Below are 17,031 nucleotides of genomic sequence, written 5' to 3'. Positions count from 1 at the left end.
GAGTTATCCATGCTTGAAAAATCCACCTTTCCAGAGACGCTGGCGCCGCAGCAGGGCGATCTCAAGACCATAGATTTCGAGCGGGTCTTTTCCCTGCTTCGCCGCCAGGCTCTGGTGTTGGGGCTGAGCATTGCCGTCGCGCTGCTGCTGGCCGCATTCTATCTCTCCCTCGCGCCGCGCAGCTACCTCTCGGCGGGCCAGGTCCTGCTCGACCGCAATCTCGAACAGGCGGCAGGCGAGGCCGGCACTGTTCCCAGCAGCGTCGACATGGAAGCCCAGGTGCTCAACCAGATCGAGGTGCTGCGCTCCAGCCGCGTGGCCGCCGCCGTCGCCCGAGCCGAGAACCTGATGACGGACCAGGAATTCCTCAATCCGCCTCCTTCCTTCAGCCAGCGCGTCCGCGGCCTTGTGCCCTTCCTGAGTTCGCCGCGCCCGGTGGACGCGGAGGCAGGCCTTGAGGAAGTGGTTGGCATGCTGCGCTCCAATGTGCAGGTGGACCGCATGGGGCGCAGTTCCATCATCCGCATCGGCTATGAGGCCGCCACGCCCGAACTGGCGCAGCGCATCGCCCAGGCCTATGCCGATGCCCTGCTGCAGGACCAGCTCAATGCAGAGCTCGAGGCGACAAGTGCCGCGGCCGACTGGCTGCAGCAGCGCCTCACGGAAATCGGTGAAAGCCAGCGCAATGCCAGCCTTGCCATCGAGGAATACCGCCGCCAAACCGGCCTTTCCGTCGGCCAGGACCGCAATCTCACCCGTCAGCGCATCGAGAGCCTTTCGGGTCAGCTTGCAGAAGCCCAGGCGGAGACGGCGCGCTTGCGTGCCCTTTCTGATCAGGTGCAGACCGTCGTTGCCGCCGGGCCGGAGGCCGCTTCAAGCAATGTCTCGCTTCTGAGCGGCACGGCGGCTGATCCGTCCGAGATTGCCTTGCTGCGCACCCAGTCGGCGGCCCTGATCAGCCGCATCGCGGAAGTGGAGGCCAGCTATGGCGCCGATCACCCGCAGCTCGAAACGCTACGTGCCGAGAAATCAGCGCTCGACAGCCGCATCTATGCGCTGCTGCAAAATCTTGACGAGCAGTACCGGACGCAGCTCTCGATCGCCACGCAGCAGGAAGCCGGTCTCCGCCGCGACATCGACACCGAAGGGCAGAGCGCCGGCTCCATCAGCCAGGAGCAGGTTCGCCTCAACGAATTGCAGCAGCGCTCCGACGCCCTGAGCTCGCTCTACAACAGCTATCTCTTGCGCTACGAGGAATCTGTCCAGCGCCAGAGCTTCCCCATCCCATCCGTGCGCATCGTGACCGACGCACTGTTGCCCGAGCAGCCCGCCAGCCCCAAGACCATGGTCGTGCTGGCCGCCGCGTTCATCGGCGGCGCGTTCATTGGCACCCTCTTGGGCACCATCAATGAATTGCGGGAAAGCGGCTTCCGTGTCGGCTCGCAGGTGCGCCGCCATCTTGGACTCCGCTTTCTCGGCTATGTCCCCCGCCTGCAGTTCGAGCGTGGCGCCGCAGCAGCCGACCAGCGCCGCACCATTCGGACCATGGTCCGCAGTGCCTTCGACCGGCGCATCGGCCGGCGCTGGGGTGGTCCCTATATGGAAACGCTCAAGGCCGCGCGGCTTGTGCTGCAGCCGGCGGCAGATCGGGGCACCACGGTTGTCGGCATCATCTCGGCGCTTCCGGGAGAAGGGAAGTCAACCTTCGCCTCTTCCTTCGCCGAAATGCTGACCGCCTCCGGCTCACGCGTCCTGATGATCAATGCCGACGAAAACAGCGCCGCATCCCCGGTACGCCTTCCACGCGCTGAACTGGGCGACTGGCGCAAGGTCACGGCAGTAGATCCCGAGACGGGCCTCGTAACGCTTTCGGCTTCCGCACCGGAAGCGGGCGCTGGCGATCTTTCAGGACTCGTGATGCAAAAGGTGCTGGCGGAAGCGCGCGGTCAGTTTGATTACGTCATCATCGACCTGCCCGCTCTGGGCCTCGTGATCGATGCGCTTGCCGTGCTGCCGCTGACCGATGGCAGCATCCTGGTCGCCGAATGGGGCAAGACGCCCCGTCGCCTGCTGACTGGCCTCTTGGAGCGGGAACCTGAACTTGCCGACTATATTGTGGGGGTCGTGCTCAACAACGTTGACCTCAACGCGCTGCCCAAATTTACCGATGCAGGTGGGCTGGAGCGGTTCGCCTACAGTGCCGAGCAGAGAATGGAGGCAGCGCCCAACTAGGGGCGCCGCTTAATGCTTATTCGGCCGCGATCTTGAAGCCTTCCATCAGCGTCGTGTGCAGCCCGATCTTGGACAGGGCTGCCAGGAAGTCGTCGCCGATGTCTTCGCGATCGAGCGCATAGGCGACGTTGGCGGCAAGGAAACCTATCTTGGAGCCGCAGTCGAAGCTCTGGCCCTCATACTTCACTCCGACAAAGGGCTGCTGCTTCATCAGGGTCTGCATCGCATCGGTGATCTGGATCTCGCCGCCGGCGCCACGCGGCTGGTCGGCCAGAAGGCTGAACACCTCCGGCTGGAGGATATAGCGGCCCGAAATGATGAGGTTTGACGGCGCATCGGCGGCTGCCGGCTTTTCCACCATGTCGGTGATGCGGAAACCGGTGTCGTCGCCCTCGCCGCGTCCGACGACGCCATAGGACGACACTTCGGCCATTGGCACTTCTTCGACGGCCACGACGTTGCCGCCGGTTACCTCGTAGGTATCCATCATCTGCTTGAGCACGCCACGCTCGGCCTTGAACAGCATGTCGGGCAGCAGCAGGGCGAAGGGTTCGTCACCCACGATTTCGCGCGCGCACCACACGGCGTGGCCGAGGCCCAGAGGCTCCTGCTGGCGCGTGAAGCTGGTGCGGCCCGCTGACGGCAGGTCGCGCTGCAGTTCCTTGAGCACCTTGGTCTTGCCACGGGCTTCCAGCGTCGCCTCGAGCTCGAACTGGCGATCGAAGTGATCCTCGATGACGCCCTTGTTGCGGCCGGTGACGAAGACGAAGTGCGTGATGCCCGCCTCGCGTGCCTCATCCACCGCATACTGGATGAGCGGACGGTCCACCACGGTAAGCATTTCCTTGGGCATCGCCTTGGTTGCAGGCAGGAAACGTGTTCCCAGTCCTGCGACGGGGAAGACAGCAGTCTTGACGCGTTTTTGCAATTCACTCTCCTTTTTGAGGTCGGCGGAGGAATTGGACCACGCCCGTTCAAGTCCAGCTACCTTATTTTCGACCTGGAACTGCATGGCTCGATTGCAGTTATGCTGTTGTCTGCACTTGCCTAGATTGCAGGCAAATGCGGCGATCTTGGTCATATTTCACGCTGCGCATGGCCGCATCTTTTCCGCAGGATACGAACGTCTTGAAGTATAAGTGAGAAGCTTCCGCACCGGCGCAAGTAGAGCAGGCCGAATTGTTGCTGACGAGGCCTGGACAAAGCGGGGTCAACGGAGACGTGAACGTTTGTCCTATTTCGCCGGTGCCGTGAGGGTTGTATTTACCCCCGGTGTGCTACGGAGGCCCCTGGGGATGACGATCAGCCCCCGCCCTGCGAGAAACGTCGCTGCAGGAAACGGCCGGGCCGGCTACGGGAGGGTTTGGTGAAGCCAAAGGGGAGCAAAGACAGTCCGGCGCACAAGGCGCCGCTGACCGCTTCTCCTCCGGTGCAGCACCGCTCGGGCTTGGCTTGGCCCTGGGGTCTCGTTGCGATCGGCACGATGGCCCTTGCTTGGGTTGGCATCTACCTGCTGTGGAACGGCATCGTATTCCTGTTCAGCCTGTAGACTTCGCGTACTTCCCCTCCTGTTAAATCGTTACTTCACTGTGCACCCGCTGCGCAGTGCCGCGTGCAGCTTAAACTTTCAGTCACCGACCGCAGCATTCCTATTTGACTTGGAAGGGTGATTTGCCTTGGCTGGGCCGGGTCGCTTTTAGGTGAATTTGTGACTAACGCAGCGCATTGCAGCTATGCGCATCGGGCGTTGCCACCTCTTTCCGATCATGTTTGCCTCTCGCTCATGGTGACGCAACCGGGCCACGGAAGCGGCACCTCAAAGGCGGTTCATCCGGCAGAAGGCCGGACCTAGATCGATGTTTGCCAGGCATTTCCCCGCGTCAGCCATGCGCTTTCGCGAAGGATACCTCCTGTCCAGAAGGACGTTCACCGCCGCCCCTATCGTAGGCTTCAAACTTCGCGAGAGAACATCATGTCGATCACAAATGCTGAAGTCAGTCCTTCCGATTTCCGTCGGGGCAACCGGCGGGGCATAGGCGCCAAACGGGCTTTCGACCTGAGCGCGGCGACGCTGCTGCTGCTGTTCGCCCTCCCCGCCATGTTCTTTATTGCGCTCATCATGTTCTCGACCGATCGCGGGCCGATCCTGTTCTCGCATGAACGCATCGGGCTCGACGGCAAGCGCTTCCGCTGCCTCAAGTTCCGCTCCATGGTCGTCAATTCCCAGGAGGCGCTGCGCCGCCACCTCGAACTCTTCCCCCAGGCGCGCGCCGAGTGGGAGGCCACGCAGAAGCTGCGCGACGATCCGCGCATCACCCCGCTCGGCCGCTTCCTGCGGGTCACCAGCCTCGACGAGTTGCCGCAGCTGATCAACGTGATCCGCGGTGAGATGAGCCTGGTCGGCCCGCGTCCCATCGTTCAGGACGAGGTGGTGCGCTATGCCGAGCAAATCGAGCACTATGCAGCCGTCCGCCCCGGCATTACCGGGCTCTGGCAGGTCAGCGGCCGCAGCGATTGCGACTACGACCAGCGCGTCCAGCTCGACACCCGCTATGTACGCGAATGGTCCTTCTTCGGTGACCTCGTGATCCTGATCAAGACCGTCAAGGTCGTGATCCTGCGCACCGGCAGCCGCTAACAGGAGAGTCCAATGGTTCTGCTTTCCCTCCGCCCCCGTGCCTTCCGCGCCCGCAATCCAGGCCGCGACGCCGAGACCGATGAAGCGCGCCTCGGAACCATCACCAACGCCATTTCCATGGCGCTTGCCGATGCCCGCCGCGAGCGCGACGGGCTGGCCCAGCGCCTCAACATGTACAATGCCCAGGCGGCCGCGCTCCTCGACAACGTCCCCGAATACGGCCGGCGCGACCGCTCCGAAGAGGCGGCGATCGGTTCGGCCGAAACCAGCGGTGCACGGGCACGTCAGCGGATCGTTCAACTCGACATGCAGATCAAGCGTCTCGAAGAGCTTCTGGGCCAGGTGGGCCAGAGCTTTGCCGCCAACGAAGCGGCCCCGAGTGAAGGCGTCGCCTGAGGGCGTTGCCGGACGGGCATGGTCATGCAGCCACTTCACCCGCTTAGGTCGGGCACGCCGCGCCTTTCGGTGCTGATGGCCAACTACCAGGCCGGCGACAAGATCGTGCCGGCGCTCCGCTCGGTGCTCGGGCAGAGCATGGGTGACCTCGAAGTCATCGTCAGCGACGATGCGTCCGGCGACGATAGCCTGGCCCATGTGCGCGCCCTGATGACCGACGACCCACGCATCCGCCTCCTTGCCAATCCGCTGAACCGCGGCCCCGCCCATTGCCGCAACCAGGCCCTCGACGCGTCCCGAGGTGAGTGGGTCGCCATTGTGGATTCCGATGACATCATCCATCCCGAACGGTTCGAGCGGCTGCTCGCCCTTGCCGGCCAGCGCCAGGGCGACATCGTCGCCGATGACCTCCTGCTGTTCCACGAAGACCAGAGCCCGCCCCGCCTGATGCTGGGCAGGCAAGGGCGCGGCAGCTTCACCGTTTCACCCCGCGACTGGGTGCTGGCCGGCCTTGATGGAACGCCGGCGCTCGGCTATCTCAAGCCCCTGATCCGTGCCGACCTCGTCCGCGACACCCGCTATGACGAGACCCTGCGCATCGGTGAAGACTACGACTTCGTCCTGCGCCTTCTCCTGCGCGGCGCCCGGATGGTCGTGCTGCCCGAGCCTTTCTACCTCTACCGGCGCCACGCCCAATCCATTTCGCACCGGCTCTCGGTCCCAGACATGGAAGCAATGGTCGCGCGCCAGGATGCACTGGTGGCAACGCTTGCGCCGATCCCTGCGGAACTCGCCGCCGCCTTTGCTAGGCGCCGGAAAGTGCTGACCTCCGGCCTTGCCTATGAGCAGCTGGTCGCCAGCATCAAGCGCCGGAAGGCAGGTGCCGCCGTTAGCCATCTTGTGCGCGATCCGGGCCACCTCCTGCGACTTTGGCGCTCCTTTGCCGAAGGGCGTTCGCGCCGCCAGGCGCCCGAGCCGCACGGCCCGGTGGCGCAGACCCTGCGGCTTGGCCGCAAGGGCACGGCCGGAGCCGACCATGTGGTCCCCGACTATGTCCCGGTCGACCAGGAAGACTGGTCCGCGCCGCGCGGCAACCTCCTCTGGCAGACGCTGGCGGCGCATGCGCGGGCCCGCTGCATTCCGCTCGATGCGGCCGGCCGCTATGCCGCTGGCTTCATTCCCGAGGTGCAGCTTGAGGAACAGGGCGCCGCCCTATGACCATCACCCTCAACCAGGCCCACATCCTGATCTTTGGCGCCTTTGCCGCTCTTGTGCTCAACGCCATGTTCGGCTCGCTCGCCGCGCTGACCTTCATGGCTTGCGGCGCGCTGCTGATCGTTTCCAACATTCCGGCCAGCATCGATAGCCTCCGCCGCTGGTGGTTCGTCCTGCTTCTGCCCGCCTATTGCATGCTCACGGCGCTGTGGTCGCTCTACCCAGCCAATTCGCTCCGCTACGGCCTGCAACTCGCCTTCACGCTGATGGTGGCCATTGTCATCACCGGACGTATCTCCACCGCCTCGCTGATGCGCCTCATGTTCGTCGTCTACGGCATCGGCGTCATTGCCAGCCTCCTGTTTGGCCGCACCGGCATGGGCGGCGCCTGGGTGGGCGCCTTCGGCAGCAAGAACGCCGTCGCCGCTCATATCGCGGTCTTCGCCCTTCTCTCCGTTGCCGTAGCGGCAGACGGCAAGTCGCATTGGGTGCTGCGTCTCCTAGGGCTGGCTGGTGCCGCCATTTCCCCGCCCCTGCTGGTGTTGGCGCAGTCCGCTGGGGCGAGCCTCATGGTGGTGCCCTGCATCGGCATTGTCCTCCTCAGCATCCTGTCCGCGCGGCTGAGCAGCATGCAGCGGCTGTTCGTCCTGGCCATGCTGGCGCTGCTTGCCGCAGCTTTTGCCCTCGTCGTGGCCACGGCCGGCGATACGCTCCTTGCAGGAATCCTCGAGGGCTCAGGCAAGGATGCCAGCTTGACAGGTCGCACTGACCTCTGGGCCACCGGCCTCTCCTTTATCGCCGAACGTCCCCTGCAGGGCCTGGGCTACCGCTCCTTCTGGGTGGTCGGCTTCGCCCCCGCCGAGGAGCTCTGGGCCATGTTCGGCGTGCCGTCCGGCGCGGGCTTTAATTTCCACAACACCTATATTTCCAACGCTGTCGAGATCGGCCTCATCGGCCTCCTGCTGCAGATCGCCATCATCTATGGCGGCTTCATCCTGATGGCGGCCTATACCTTCGCCCGGCCCACCGCGCCCAATGCACTGCTGCTGGGCCTTCAGACCCTGATGATCATGCGCAGCTTCATCGAGGTCGAGGTGTTCTTCGAATTCTCCATTCGCTCCATCATGGGCGTTGCCACGCTCATCTATGCCGCCGCCGGGCTCATCGCCCTGCGCGGTCCTGCTTCGGCCGCCCGCCGGCCGCGTCCCTTCCGAGGAGTTCTGAGCCATGTCGCCGTACCAGCCCAACCTCGTTCACTTCCGCACCCCCACCTATAAGCGGCCGGAGGCGCTGCGCCGCGCCCTCGAGTCGATGATCGCCCAGACCGTGACCACCTGGGTCTGCGACGTCTTCGATGACGACCCATCCGAGGCAGGCCGACACGTGGTTGCGGAACTGAACGACCCGCGCATTCACTACACGGCCAACAAGCCGCAGCTCTTTGCCTCGCGCAACATCGACCACTGCTTCACCGCCGATAATCCCCATGGCGCCGAATATTTCTGCGTCGTGGAAGACGACAACTTCCTGATGCCCAGCTTCTGCGAGGCCAATATCGCCCTCACCAAGCGCGAAGGCGTCGAGATCGTGTTGCGCAACCAGCTGATCGAACATGCCAGCGGTACCGCCGCCGCCAGCGTCGGCACCATCGGTGTGCTTGACGACCTCTTCACCGAAGGACGCTTTGACGCCGACGAGTTCCGCCTGGCCATGCTGGCCGGGATCGGCGTCTCCAATGGCGGCCTGTTCTGGTCCGTCAGGGCGCGATCGCAGCTGGAGATCCAGTATGAATGCACCGCCACGCTCCAGGAATATCTGCGCACCTATTCCATCGTCGAGCCCATCTACGTCTCGATGGAGCCGCTGGCGATTTGGGCCGAGAACGGCGAGCAGACCACCCGCAATGCGGAGCTCTCCGCCGGCTACCTGCGGCGCGAGCTCGACCTAAAGCGGGCGGTCCAAGCGCTGCGCCAGATGGTCTGGAACCAGAGCAGCGTCCAGCAGCGCGCTGCCTTCATGACCAATCCGCGCTTTGCCGCGCCCGTTGACGTGCGCGCCACTCATGTCGGCAAGGCGCTGATCGCCGAAGTGCTCGAAGGTCATGTCTCGCCGGCCGACAAGCTGCGCCTTACGGCACGCGGCATGCTGATCCGCACCCTTGGTCGCCTGACCCCAGAGTTCGACCGCTTCGTCGCTTCCCGCCAGGCGGGGTTGATGCAGCGCGCATGACCATTGCTACGGAAAGCCACGCACCCCGCGACCACCTGACTAAGGGGCGTGCAACCGCGGCCATCAAGGGCACGCTGTGGTCGCTGGTCAGCAGCTTCGTGCCCGGTGCCCTTGGGTTCCTGGTGTTCCTGGCGACCTCGCGCGTCCTGACCCCCGCCGAGTTCGGCATCGTGGCTTTTGCCGTCAGCATCGCGAGCATCGGCGTCGCCGTCGCTCCGGCAGGCTTTCGCGAGGCGCTGATCCAGCGTGAAAAGATCACACCGGCGCATCTCGATACCGTCTTCTGGCTCTGCGTCGGCGCGGCGCTCGTCATCTACGGTCTGCTGTGCAGCGCAGGGCCCTTCCTCGCCAGCGCCTTTGCCCAGCCGCAGCTGGTGCTGCTGATCCCGCTGGTGGCCGCCCGCGTCATCTTCGAAATGGCAGCCGCCGTACCCAATGCGCTCATCGTGCGCACCATGTCGTTCAAGATGCTGGCCCTGCGCACCACCATCGCCTCCGTGGTGACGGCGCTGGTCTGCCTCGGGCTCCTCTGGGCCGGGTTCGGCCTCTGGGCCCTCGCCTTTTCGCAGCTCGCGGGGTCGATCGCCGCCTGTATCGGCGCCCTGATCGGTGCGCGCTGGCTGCCGGGCTGGCAGTTCGACCGATCTGCCCTGCGCGACCTCCAAGCCTATGGCCTCTTTTCCAACGGCAGCCATTTCATCACCACGCTCAACCTCGATCAGTTGCTGATCGGCGCGCTGATGGGCCCGCAATGGCTGGGCATCTACAGCTTCTCGCGCCGCATCTTCCAGATCCTGACCGACCTGATCTCGGGCGCGCTGAACCTTGTTTCCTATTCCCTGCTTTCGTCGATGCAGCGCGAACCGGAAAAGCTCCGTTCAGCCTATATGCTGGGCACTTTCGCCTCGTCCGTGGTGGCCTTTCCGGTCTTTGCCGGGCTGGCGCTGATCGCACCCGACTTCATCCCCTTCGCCTTCGGGGAAAGCTGGATTTCAGCCGTACCGGTGGTGCAGGCCTTCTGCGTCCTGGGACTCCTGACCGCCGTGGGCATTCTCCAGTCGTCGCTGATCCGCAGCCAAGGCCAGGCCGATATCTGGTTCTACTATATCCTCGGCAAGCAGGTCGCGACGGTGTTCTACATCTTCCTGTTTTCCAGCTGGGGCGTCGTGGCGCTGACCACCTCGCTGGTCATCCTCAACTGCCTCCTCTGGCTGCCGACCCTGCGCATGGTGGTCAAACTGCTCGGCGTTTCTGTCTGGACCTATCTGGCCTCTTTCGCCCTGCCTGTGGCCGCGACCATGGTCATGTGGGCTTGCGGCTGGTGGGCACAACAGCAACTAGCCGACACCGACGTCGTCACCCGGCTGGGCGCAACAATAAGCGCCGCAGCCTTGGGCTACGGCGCCATAGTCTTGATACTGGGCAGGCGGCGGCTCGAAACCCTCCTGAGCTTCGTCCGCCGCCGCCGGTCCTAGGCGACAGCCACTCGGCTGCGGACGAAATCGTCAACCGCCGTCTGCGCCCGCTCGGTCACCTGCTCGATCATGGCATCGCGGCTAAGCTGCGGCTCGAGCTTTGCCATGCTCAGCAGATGCTGTGCGGCCATGTCGGTCAGCACGCGGTTGGGAATGGCGGCCAGGGGCGACTTGTTGAAGCGCCCTACCTTGCCAAGCGCGCCGCCGCGCCCGGTCTTTTCGATATAGAATTCAAGAACGCTGCTGGGCTTGAGCGTATTCAGCCGCACGTCGAGATCGAGCGCACCCGCCCAGTCGAGCCACTTCTTGTGATGACCGCCATAGATCGGCTTGGCCCCGATCCAGGGCGTGCGCAGGGCGTCGGCGACGATGGCGCCATGCATGGCTTCGGTGATCAGCAGCCGCGCACCGCGCAGCTGGCTCAAGACCTTCTCCACCGGGTCCGTGGCGTCGATCAGCGTCATGCCGGCCTTGCGGCAGGCCGCGGCCCAGTTGCCGCGCTCAAGGCTTTCGTAATGCGGCATGAACGCGATGCCGACGCTTTCGTCCGGTGCCGGAAGATCCATGTTCCGGAGCAGGATCGCGCTGTCGCAGATCGAGAGCGCCGGGTCGATCTTGAGCGTCTTGGCCGTGTTCGGCCCCCGCACGAAGCGGATGTCCCAGGTGCCGTCATGCACGTCGGGCAGGCCCATATAGCCGGCATAGCCCGAACCCATCACGAACTTGCGCGACTTCGCCGGCAGGTGATCGCCAATGATGGAGCCGATGCCGACGAAAAGCTCGCTCTCGTCCTCATCGAGAAAGCCCTGCGGCAGCAGTGCCGGCCAGACATGCAGGTTCAGCTCGTCGCCGAAATTGGGCACCGTGCCGCGAAAGAACACCAGCTTCATGATTAGTCCTCGTTAGTCTTGGCACAAGATGGATTGCTCGAAGGCACAGTCGGTGCCCATCGGCGTATAGGCGACCCAGTCCACTTCCATGGCGATGGGCGCAGAGACGGGCGCGAAGGCGCCCATCCATTCGGTCAGGGTGTCGGACCCCCAAAGGCTGAAGAAGATGCGCTGGGCATTGCGCGGCACCATCTTGGGATTGTCGATGGTGCGGACCAGCTGGCCGTCGATAAAGTAGCGGACCCGGTCCGGCTCCCAGGTAAAGGCAAAGGTGGTGAAGCCGGAATCGGAAGGCCGGGGAAGCGCATGCGACTGCCCCGCGCCCATCTCGCCATCGCCGCTCACGCCATTGACCCAGGTGGTGGTGTCGACATGGCCGGTGTCGCGCAACAGGATTTCGAAATCGATCTCGTCATGCGGCTTGCCCTGCTGCGGACCGATATAGCTGAAGAAGGCGGCATTGAGCCCCGATACGGCAGGTGTCTTGAGCCGTGCCTCGAAGGTGCCATAGCCATAGGCCTTGCGCGTCTGGATCTCGCCGCACCGGTATTGCCTGTCGCCTTTGGGCCCGGGTGCAAAGCCTATGCGGAGCGCGCCGCCACTGACCGTCGCCTGGTCCGCCGACCAGGTGCAGTTCTGGTGGGCACCGTTGCTCCAGCCGTCGGACACGTACCAGCGCTCCTGGTCGAGCCTGTCAAAGCTTTCGAAAAATGCGGCCTCCTGCGCAATTACCGGCTGGGCCAGCAGCGTGGCGCCAAGGGCGAAGAGAAAGGGCTTGAAGGTCATTGGGCTAACTCCAGTCGGGCCACCACCACATCGCCGGCGACAAGGGGGGTGTGAAGGTCCGCGGCGATTTCCTCGCCGTCGCGGATGATGGAATAGCTATAGCTGGGGCCCTCCTGGGCGGGGATAACTGCGCCGGTGGAGAGGGCCGCTTCCTGGACCAGCGCCTGCTGCGTGCCGATCTTGATCCGGAGGGCCGCGATCTGCCCGTCCACGGTCTGCCGTTCGAGCGACAGATCCGAGATGCGCTGGTCGGTCAGCCGTGCCTGTTCGCGTTCGGCTGCGGCAATGTCCTGCTGCGCCTGGAGCGTCGCCGTCTGCGTATCGAGCAGGCGCGCCTCGAGGTCTGAAACATTGGTCTGCAGCGAGGTCACCCGAGAAGCGAGCGCCAGCCCGTCATCGGAAAGCGAGGTGATCTTTTCGAGCTGTTCGCGCGCGCTGGCCAGCTGCGTCTCGCTGCCCGCCTCTTTCTGGGCGAAGGCGGCAATCTGGCTGTTCAGGAGGGAGACCTGATCGGCAAGCGATTTGGACTGCGCCTCCGCCTGGCGCCGCTGCGCCTCAAGAATCTGCATTTCGGCCGCCAGCAGGGCGTCGAGGTCCTCGGCTCCTTCTAGCTCTGGGGGAACGGTGATCTCGGCCGCCCTCGCCAGCTCTGCATCGAGCCGGGCGCGGCGCACCAGAAGGCGGCGATATTCTTCCTCGAGCACGGTCAGGGCGCCGGATGTGGTCAGCATTTCCCGCTCCGGGCGTGAAACCGCTTCAACACTACGCCGTTCGCCGCCCGCCAGTGCCAGCGCCTTCACGACCGTCAGGTTTGGCGCAAAGGGATATTCGCCGGGCGTACCGACATCGCCCGAAACATAGATCGGACCATAGGCCGCGACTTCCACTGTCACCGTCGGCGCGGTGCTCAATCCCAGCGCCTGCTTCAGCGACTCGCCAAGCGCACCGGCCAGTTCGGCCGTGGTCTTGCCGACACTTTCGGTCGGCCCGACCATCGGGAAGTTGACGCTGCCATCGGCGCCCACGACATATTCACCGCCCAGAGCCGTCCATTCCTGGAAGCTCGAATCGGCTGCCTTCCACTGCACCACCCTTATGGCGAGCTTGTCGGACACACCCAGCGTATAGGAGGAAGCGGCCTGTGCGGCGCCGAGCCAAAGCAGGGCGAGAGCTAGGCCCGCGGCATGACGAACTATGGTCCCGATGTGTCGCGGGGTTGCATTCATGGCCCCATCCTTGTGGCTGATCGTGATCTCAAGGATTGTTGAGATCGATCACGCCCGCAATGGGGCAAGGGTGGCTAAACCTTCCCGCCTCGCCAAACACCCAAAAAGATTAATCTCTTGTTTTAGCTATTCTTTTTCCGCGCGATCAAGAGCTGCCACCTCGCTCAGGACTGCTATGCGTGGGGCGGCCAACTCTGCTTCGCTGAGCGAGGCCCGGCGGCCGGTGCTGCGGCGGATCACGGTGCCCTCGGGCGCAAAGCCCAGCGAGGCAAGGCGCCGCCGCTGTTGCGGCGAAAGGGCGATCCAGACGAGGCGGCGTTCGGCATCGGTCAGGGCGCCGAACTCCTGCTGATGTGCCTTGCTCCTAGTCTGTACCTCGAAGACGCCGGCGCTGGTTTCCTCGCCAATCTGCACCATGGCTGCAAATAGCCGCGCGGCGCCTTGTGGCGACAGCTGCAGGTTACGGTCGAAATAAACAACAACCTCTCCCAGCTCCGCCTCGGGCAGCGCCGTCTGGACGCGCCGGATCAGGTCGTGGCAGGTCTGCTGCTTGAGGCGCGCCGTGAGGCCATGGGCATAGCCACGCGCCGTCTTGGGCCCGAGTACCTCCCCGTCGATCTCACCGCCGATATTATAGCGGGCGACGCAGCTCTCGCAGATCCAGGCGGTGCGCCCTTCGCGGAACACCTCATAGGTCACCCGCTGCAGCGTACGGCTGCAGAAATCGCAGGTGGAGCTAAGGGTCACATCGTCCCTGATCTCCCAGGTGTACCGCCAGTCCTGTGGATTGCCCACGTATTCGGCCAACGTATAGCGGTTCTGGACCAAGCTCACTCACTCACAACTGGGGCCGGTTGGGCGGGAGCGCCCCCTTGGCAGGTACGCGAGGATCGGAAGCGAATCATAAACGGAATCCACGCAATTGTACGGAGCGCCTGTGACAACGGAATCCGGCCAGAGCATGGCTGCCACGCGCGCTGATATCGCCGGAGACAGAGGTCCCCGACGACGCTGGAGGTTGAAGCGAAGGTGCCGCAGGAGCGAACCTTATTCGTCCCGCTTCTGCTCGATCAGGTCGCCGACAGTGTCGAATTCGTCGGGATAGGCGTTGACGATGTCCTTTGGATTGCCGGCGGCAAGACCATTGTCCCGCTCCCGCAGATGCTGGAACATCTCGCCCGGATTGCTGTGCGTGGTGCCATCCTTGAGCACATATTCCTTGTGCCCGTTGCCCTGCGGCTCGTGTCCGGAACTGCCTTCGCCCTTGGGGTCAGCATAAGCGGCGGAGCTTGCGAGGAGGGCGGCGCTAAGTGTCAGCGCGTAGATCTTCTTCATGGTGGTCTCCTGTCGTTCGCCGAAACGTTTGGCCGACGCACCATAGAGACCGCAAAATGACGCCGCGCTGACACGGCCTGTCAGCTTCCGGCCCTCATGGCAGCCATGCTGCCGGCGGGTTCATCCCTTCTCGACATAGGGCTTTGCATCTACCCGGTTTGGCTGAAGCTGTTCTCGAAGGTGAGCCCCAAGCGTGTGTCCAGTGATCAGAAGACATAGTCCTAGCGCGAGTGGAGAATAAAATGCCTCCTCCTGTAGAACTGCATTGGCACTGATGACAATGATGCCGACGCAGCCAAAGAGGAACCCGCGATTATGCATGGTGCGGAATAGGCGCCAACAGGTACAGGCAAGAACAAAAAGGAACCCAAAGAACACAAATGAACCAATTCCCATTTGGTAGAGCATCACCCCGACGGCGCTCTCAATTGGAACAGAGGTGAATCCTTCGGCTTGGGCCACATCGAAGTCAACGTGCTCCGTTGTACTGGATAGATTGCCGCCCAAGCCAATGCCATGGCCGAACGGGTTACTGGCGAACTCGCGCAGACCGGAGACAAAGCCCAAGACATGGTAGTCTCCTCCCGGATAACCGATTGCGATGGCTAGACCAATCCAGCTGAATGCGGCCATCATCAGCAACACCAACACTATCCTTGCGGGAAAGACCCCCAAGCCGATCTGAACGCATAGTGCTAGAAGGAAAAGGATCATCGCGCCCTTTGAACCAATGATGAGCATCAAAGGAAACGCCAGCAGAGGCAGCCCCCACTTATTGCGCAGCACGAAGTAGGTCGACGTGATGGAAAGCAGGTAAGCAAAGCTGATTGGATGGAAATTGGGTCCACCAATCCGGAACACCTTCGGAAGCAGGCCTGCCAGGTATGGCGTGTTGAAAAAGTTGGCGGTCATTGCATCGTGCAGTCCCAGGTAAACATACCCAGTTTGCTGCAGCGCCTTTTCCCAAACACCGGTGTCGAATTGGCGGCGCATTGCGCGTTCGATATAGAGATCGCCCCCAAACAGCCCGAGAAAATCAAAGGCAAAAAAGAGTTCAAGATACCCGTAGCTGATGAGCAGGATAGTTAGCCAAGTCAGCGGTCTTCTGAGGTCGATTTTGTAGAGGCTGGTCGCCACCAATGCCACATGGAAGCACGCCAGCGGTGAAATGGTGTTGCGGAAGTAGACGATCGCGTCCCGAGGCAGCCCTGATACGGCGCCCAAAGCTGTGTAGAAGCACACGACCCCAAGAACGGCAAAGCTGAGCAGGAGCCACACCCGGATGTGCGATGTCATCGCCGTGCGGCGGAAGCTGGCAAGGATGAACGCGCCATACAGCGTCATCAAAATCGCGAAGTTGGCGCCGCGAAGCGAGTCAAAAACCTCGTCGTTGCTGACGAGCCCGGAATACGTCGCAATGATTACGTTCTGCAGCGCGAACGAAGTAAGGATGATAGTGAGGGCGCTCGCAGGATGAAGAACTACAAGCCCTAGGGTCAACAGGAACGTTGCGACCAAGCCGAAGGGCATGGAGGCGATGAAGGACGATACAGCAAGCGTGGTCAGCGCCACGCCTGCCAGTAGATACACTAGGCTGAGCGCCCCCGCCTCCACCCTGTACGACTGCGGTAACGCGGGCGATGTGGTGCTTTTCATGAGGCAAGTTCCTCGCCGACAAGAGCCGCAACGAGATCGACGTCAAATGTTCGGTAGTCGGCTCGATCGCCCATGAGGCCGAAACCATGATCCAGCTCCCAAAAGCTCCAACCGAACCCGTGCCGTTCTGCCGCCCGTCGTACGGCAGCCGTCCAGGTGATGCGGCTCTTGGGCGGCACGCACGCGCTGTAAACGCCGAACTCATTTATCACCACGGAGACACCATGTGCTGACGACCATTCAGCTAAAACGGCGAAGTCATTCTCGATCCGCTGCTCGGTCCAGGGCGTCTCGATTTCATGGTCAAGGATATCAAGTGCGGCCTGATCTCCTTTGCTTAGGAGCTCTTCGCGCAACGCTTTGACGGATTGTGACTTCGAGCTGGCCGGAAATGGCAGATCGTGCAACAGCGCAAAGCCGGAATCGTCCCATTCTGCACATTGATGAGTGAACGCGAGCGGAGTGTAATAGTGAACCCCAACTATGCTGTTGGCATCCTTTGGCACCGGACAACCCAATGTTTCCCCGATGCTCTGATAGGAGCTTGCCCCCCATATCACGGCATGATCCGGACAGCTCCGTCGAACGATGTCGATAAGTTCCTGGCGCAGGGGCAGCCAGTGCTCCTGAGCGAGTGGCGGCTCGTTCAAAAGTTCTGGGAAGACCTGGTCGGCCGACGTGTCACGAAGTACCGGCGCCAATTTGGTCCAGGCGGCTCGGACGAGCCGGCTTCCCTCACCCGGAGAGTTTACAAGCGCCTTGTAAAGTCCGCTACCCAGATGAAAATCTACTGTGGCCCCGAGACCGGCCTTGCCCAGCTGCTCCAATGCGTCCTGAAGTGCTCCTGCAGCGCGCCGCCGAACAGCATTGTCTCCCGCCCAGTTGTCACTGTTTACAGGCAGCCGAACAGAGCGGAAACCCAAGGCGGCAAGCGTCTCGAGCACTTCCGCACT

At 63.0% G+C, this 17,031-nt stretch carries 16 protein-coding genes; 8 read left to right on the top strand and 8 right to left on the bottom strand.

Annotated features, from left to right (window positions below):
• Nucleotides 1–9 precede the first annotated feature (9 nt).
• Nucleotides 10–2,232 carry a Wzz/FepE/Etk N-terminal domain-containing protein gene (locus VIL88_RS17270; RefSeq protein WP_331990856.1) on the top strand — a complete coding sequence of 741 codons (2,223 nt, stop codon included), beginning with the start codon at nucleotides 10–12 and terminating at the stop codon, nucleotides 2,230–2,232.
• A gap of 16 nt (nucleotides 2,233–2,248) precedes the next feature.
• Here VIL88_RS17270 and galU read toward each other — a convergent pair whose 3' ends face one another.
• Nucleotides 2,249–3,160: a UTP--glucose-1-phosphate uridylyltransferase GalU gene (gene galU, locus VIL88_RS17265; RefSeq protein WP_331990855.1), complete on the bottom strand. Its 912-nt coding sequence runs from the start codon at nucleotides 3,158–3,160 to the stop codon at nucleotides 2,249–2,251.
• A gap of 438 nt (nucleotides 3,161–3,598) precedes the next feature.
• On the opposite strand from galU, the gene VIL88_RS17260 reads away from it, so the two are divergent.
• The 7 genes from VIL88_RS17260 (at nucleotide 3,599) to VIL88_RS17230 (ending at nucleotide 10,185) form a co-directional block, all read left to right on the top strand.
• Entirely contained in the window at nucleotides 3,599–3,781 is a 183-nt protein-coding gene (locus VIL88_RS17260) for a hypothetical protein (protein WP_331990854.1), read from the top strand.
• Nucleotides 3,782–4,204: 423 nt separating this feature from the next.
• Entirely contained in the window at nucleotides 4,205–4,870 is a 666-nt protein-coding gene (locus VIL88_RS17255) for a sugar transferase (protein WP_331990853.1), read from the top strand.
• 12 nt (nucleotides 4,871–4,882) lie between these two features.
• On the top strand, nucleotides 4,883–5,266 hold the full coding sequence (locus VIL88_RS17250) for a hypothetical protein (RefSeq protein ID WP_331990852.1): 384 nt from the start codon (nucleotides 4,883–4,885) through the stop codon (nucleotides 5,264–5,266).
• Nucleotides 5,267–5,290: 24 nt separating this feature from the next.
• Nucleotides 5,291–6,484, top strand: coding sequence for a glycosyltransferase family 2 protein (locus VIL88_RS17245; RefSeq protein ID WP_331990851.1), 1,194 nt, complete (start codon nucleotides 5,291–5,293; stop codon nucleotides 6,482–6,484).
• A complete protein-coding gene (locus VIL88_RS17240; protein WP_331990850.1) occupies nucleotides 6,481–7,758 on the top strand; it encodes an O-antigen ligase family protein in 1,278 nt (425 codons plus the stop codon). Before VIL88_RS17245 ends, VIL88_RS17240 begins: the two co-directional genes overlap by 4 nt.
• Entirely contained in the window at nucleotides 7,709–8,710 is a 1,002-nt protein-coding gene (locus VIL88_RS17235) for a glycosyltransferase family 2 protein (RefSeq protein ID WP_331990849.1), read from the top strand. The genes VIL88_RS17240 and VIL88_RS17235 overlap by 50 nt, the downstream gene beginning before the upstream one ends.
• Nucleotides 8,707–10,185, top strand: a complete 1,479-nt coding sequence (locus VIL88_RS17230) for a lipopolysaccharide biosynthesis protein (RefSeq protein WP_331990848.1) — start codon at nucleotides 8,707–8,709, stop codon at nucleotides 10,183–10,185. The genes VIL88_RS17235 and VIL88_RS17230 overlap by 4 nt, the downstream gene beginning before the upstream one ends.
• Here the strand turns inward: VIL88_RS17230 and VIL88_RS17225 are convergent.
• From VIL88_RS17225 to VIL88_RS17195, 7 genes are all read right to left on the bottom strand, one after another.
• A complete protein-coding gene (locus VIL88_RS17225) occupies nucleotides 10,182–11,075 on the bottom strand; it encodes a polysaccharide pyruvyl transferase family protein (RefSeq protein WP_331990847.1) in 894 nt (297 codons plus the stop codon). The genes VIL88_RS17230 and VIL88_RS17225 overlap by 4 nt on opposite strands.
• A 12-nt stretch (nucleotides 11,076–11,087) precedes the next feature.
• The gene (locus VIL88_RS17220) at nucleotides 11,088–11,861 is read right to left on the bottom strand and encodes a family 16 glycosylhydrolase (RefSeq protein ID WP_331990846.1); all 774 of its coding nucleotides are present in this window, start codon (nucleotides 11,859–11,861) and stop codon (nucleotides 11,088–11,090) included.
• Entirely contained in the window at nucleotides 11,858–13,087 is a 1,230-nt protein-coding gene (locus VIL88_RS17215) for a polysaccharide biosynthesis/export family protein (RefSeq protein WP_331990845.1), read from the bottom strand. The genes VIL88_RS17220 and VIL88_RS17215 overlap by 4 nt, the downstream gene beginning before the upstream one ends.
• A gap of 126 nt (nucleotides 13,088–13,213) precedes the next feature.
• Nucleotides 13,214–13,915: a hypothetical protein gene (locus tag VIL88_RS17210; protein WP_331990844.1), complete on the bottom strand. Its 702-nt coding sequence runs from the start codon at nucleotides 13,913–13,915 to the stop codon at nucleotides 13,214–13,216.
• Between the two features lie 219 nt (nucleotides 13,916–14,134).
• Nucleotides 14,135–14,422, bottom strand: a complete 288-nt coding sequence (locus tag VIL88_RS17205; protein WP_331990843.1) for a hypothetical protein — start codon at nucleotides 14,420–14,422, stop codon at nucleotides 14,135–14,137.
• A 120-nt stretch (nucleotides 14,423–14,542) separates the two neighbouring features.
• Nucleotides 14,543–16,078: a hypothetical protein gene (locus VIL88_RS17200; protein ID WP_331990842.1), complete on the bottom strand. Its 1,536-nt coding sequence runs from the start codon at nucleotides 16,076–16,078 to the stop codon at nucleotides 14,543–14,545.
• Nucleotides 16,075–17,022 (bottom strand): glycoside hydrolase family 5 protein, encoded by a 948-nt coding sequence (locus VIL88_RS17195; RefSeq protein ID WP_331990841.1) that lies wholly within the window; start codon nucleotides 17,020–17,022, stop codon nucleotides 16,075–16,077. The genes VIL88_RS17200 and VIL88_RS17195 overlap by 4 nt, the downstream gene beginning before the upstream one ends.
• Nucleotides 17,023–17,031 lie beyond the last annotated feature (9 nt).

Source organism: Devosia sp. (genome assembly GCF_036563435.1).
Taxonomy (GTDB): domain Bacteria; phylum Pseudomonadota; class Alphaproteobacteria; order Rhizobiales; family Devosiaceae; genus Devosia.
The sequence above is the reverse complement of the archived record's forward strand: the minus strand, read 5'-3'. Positions and strand labels throughout refer to the sequence as shown.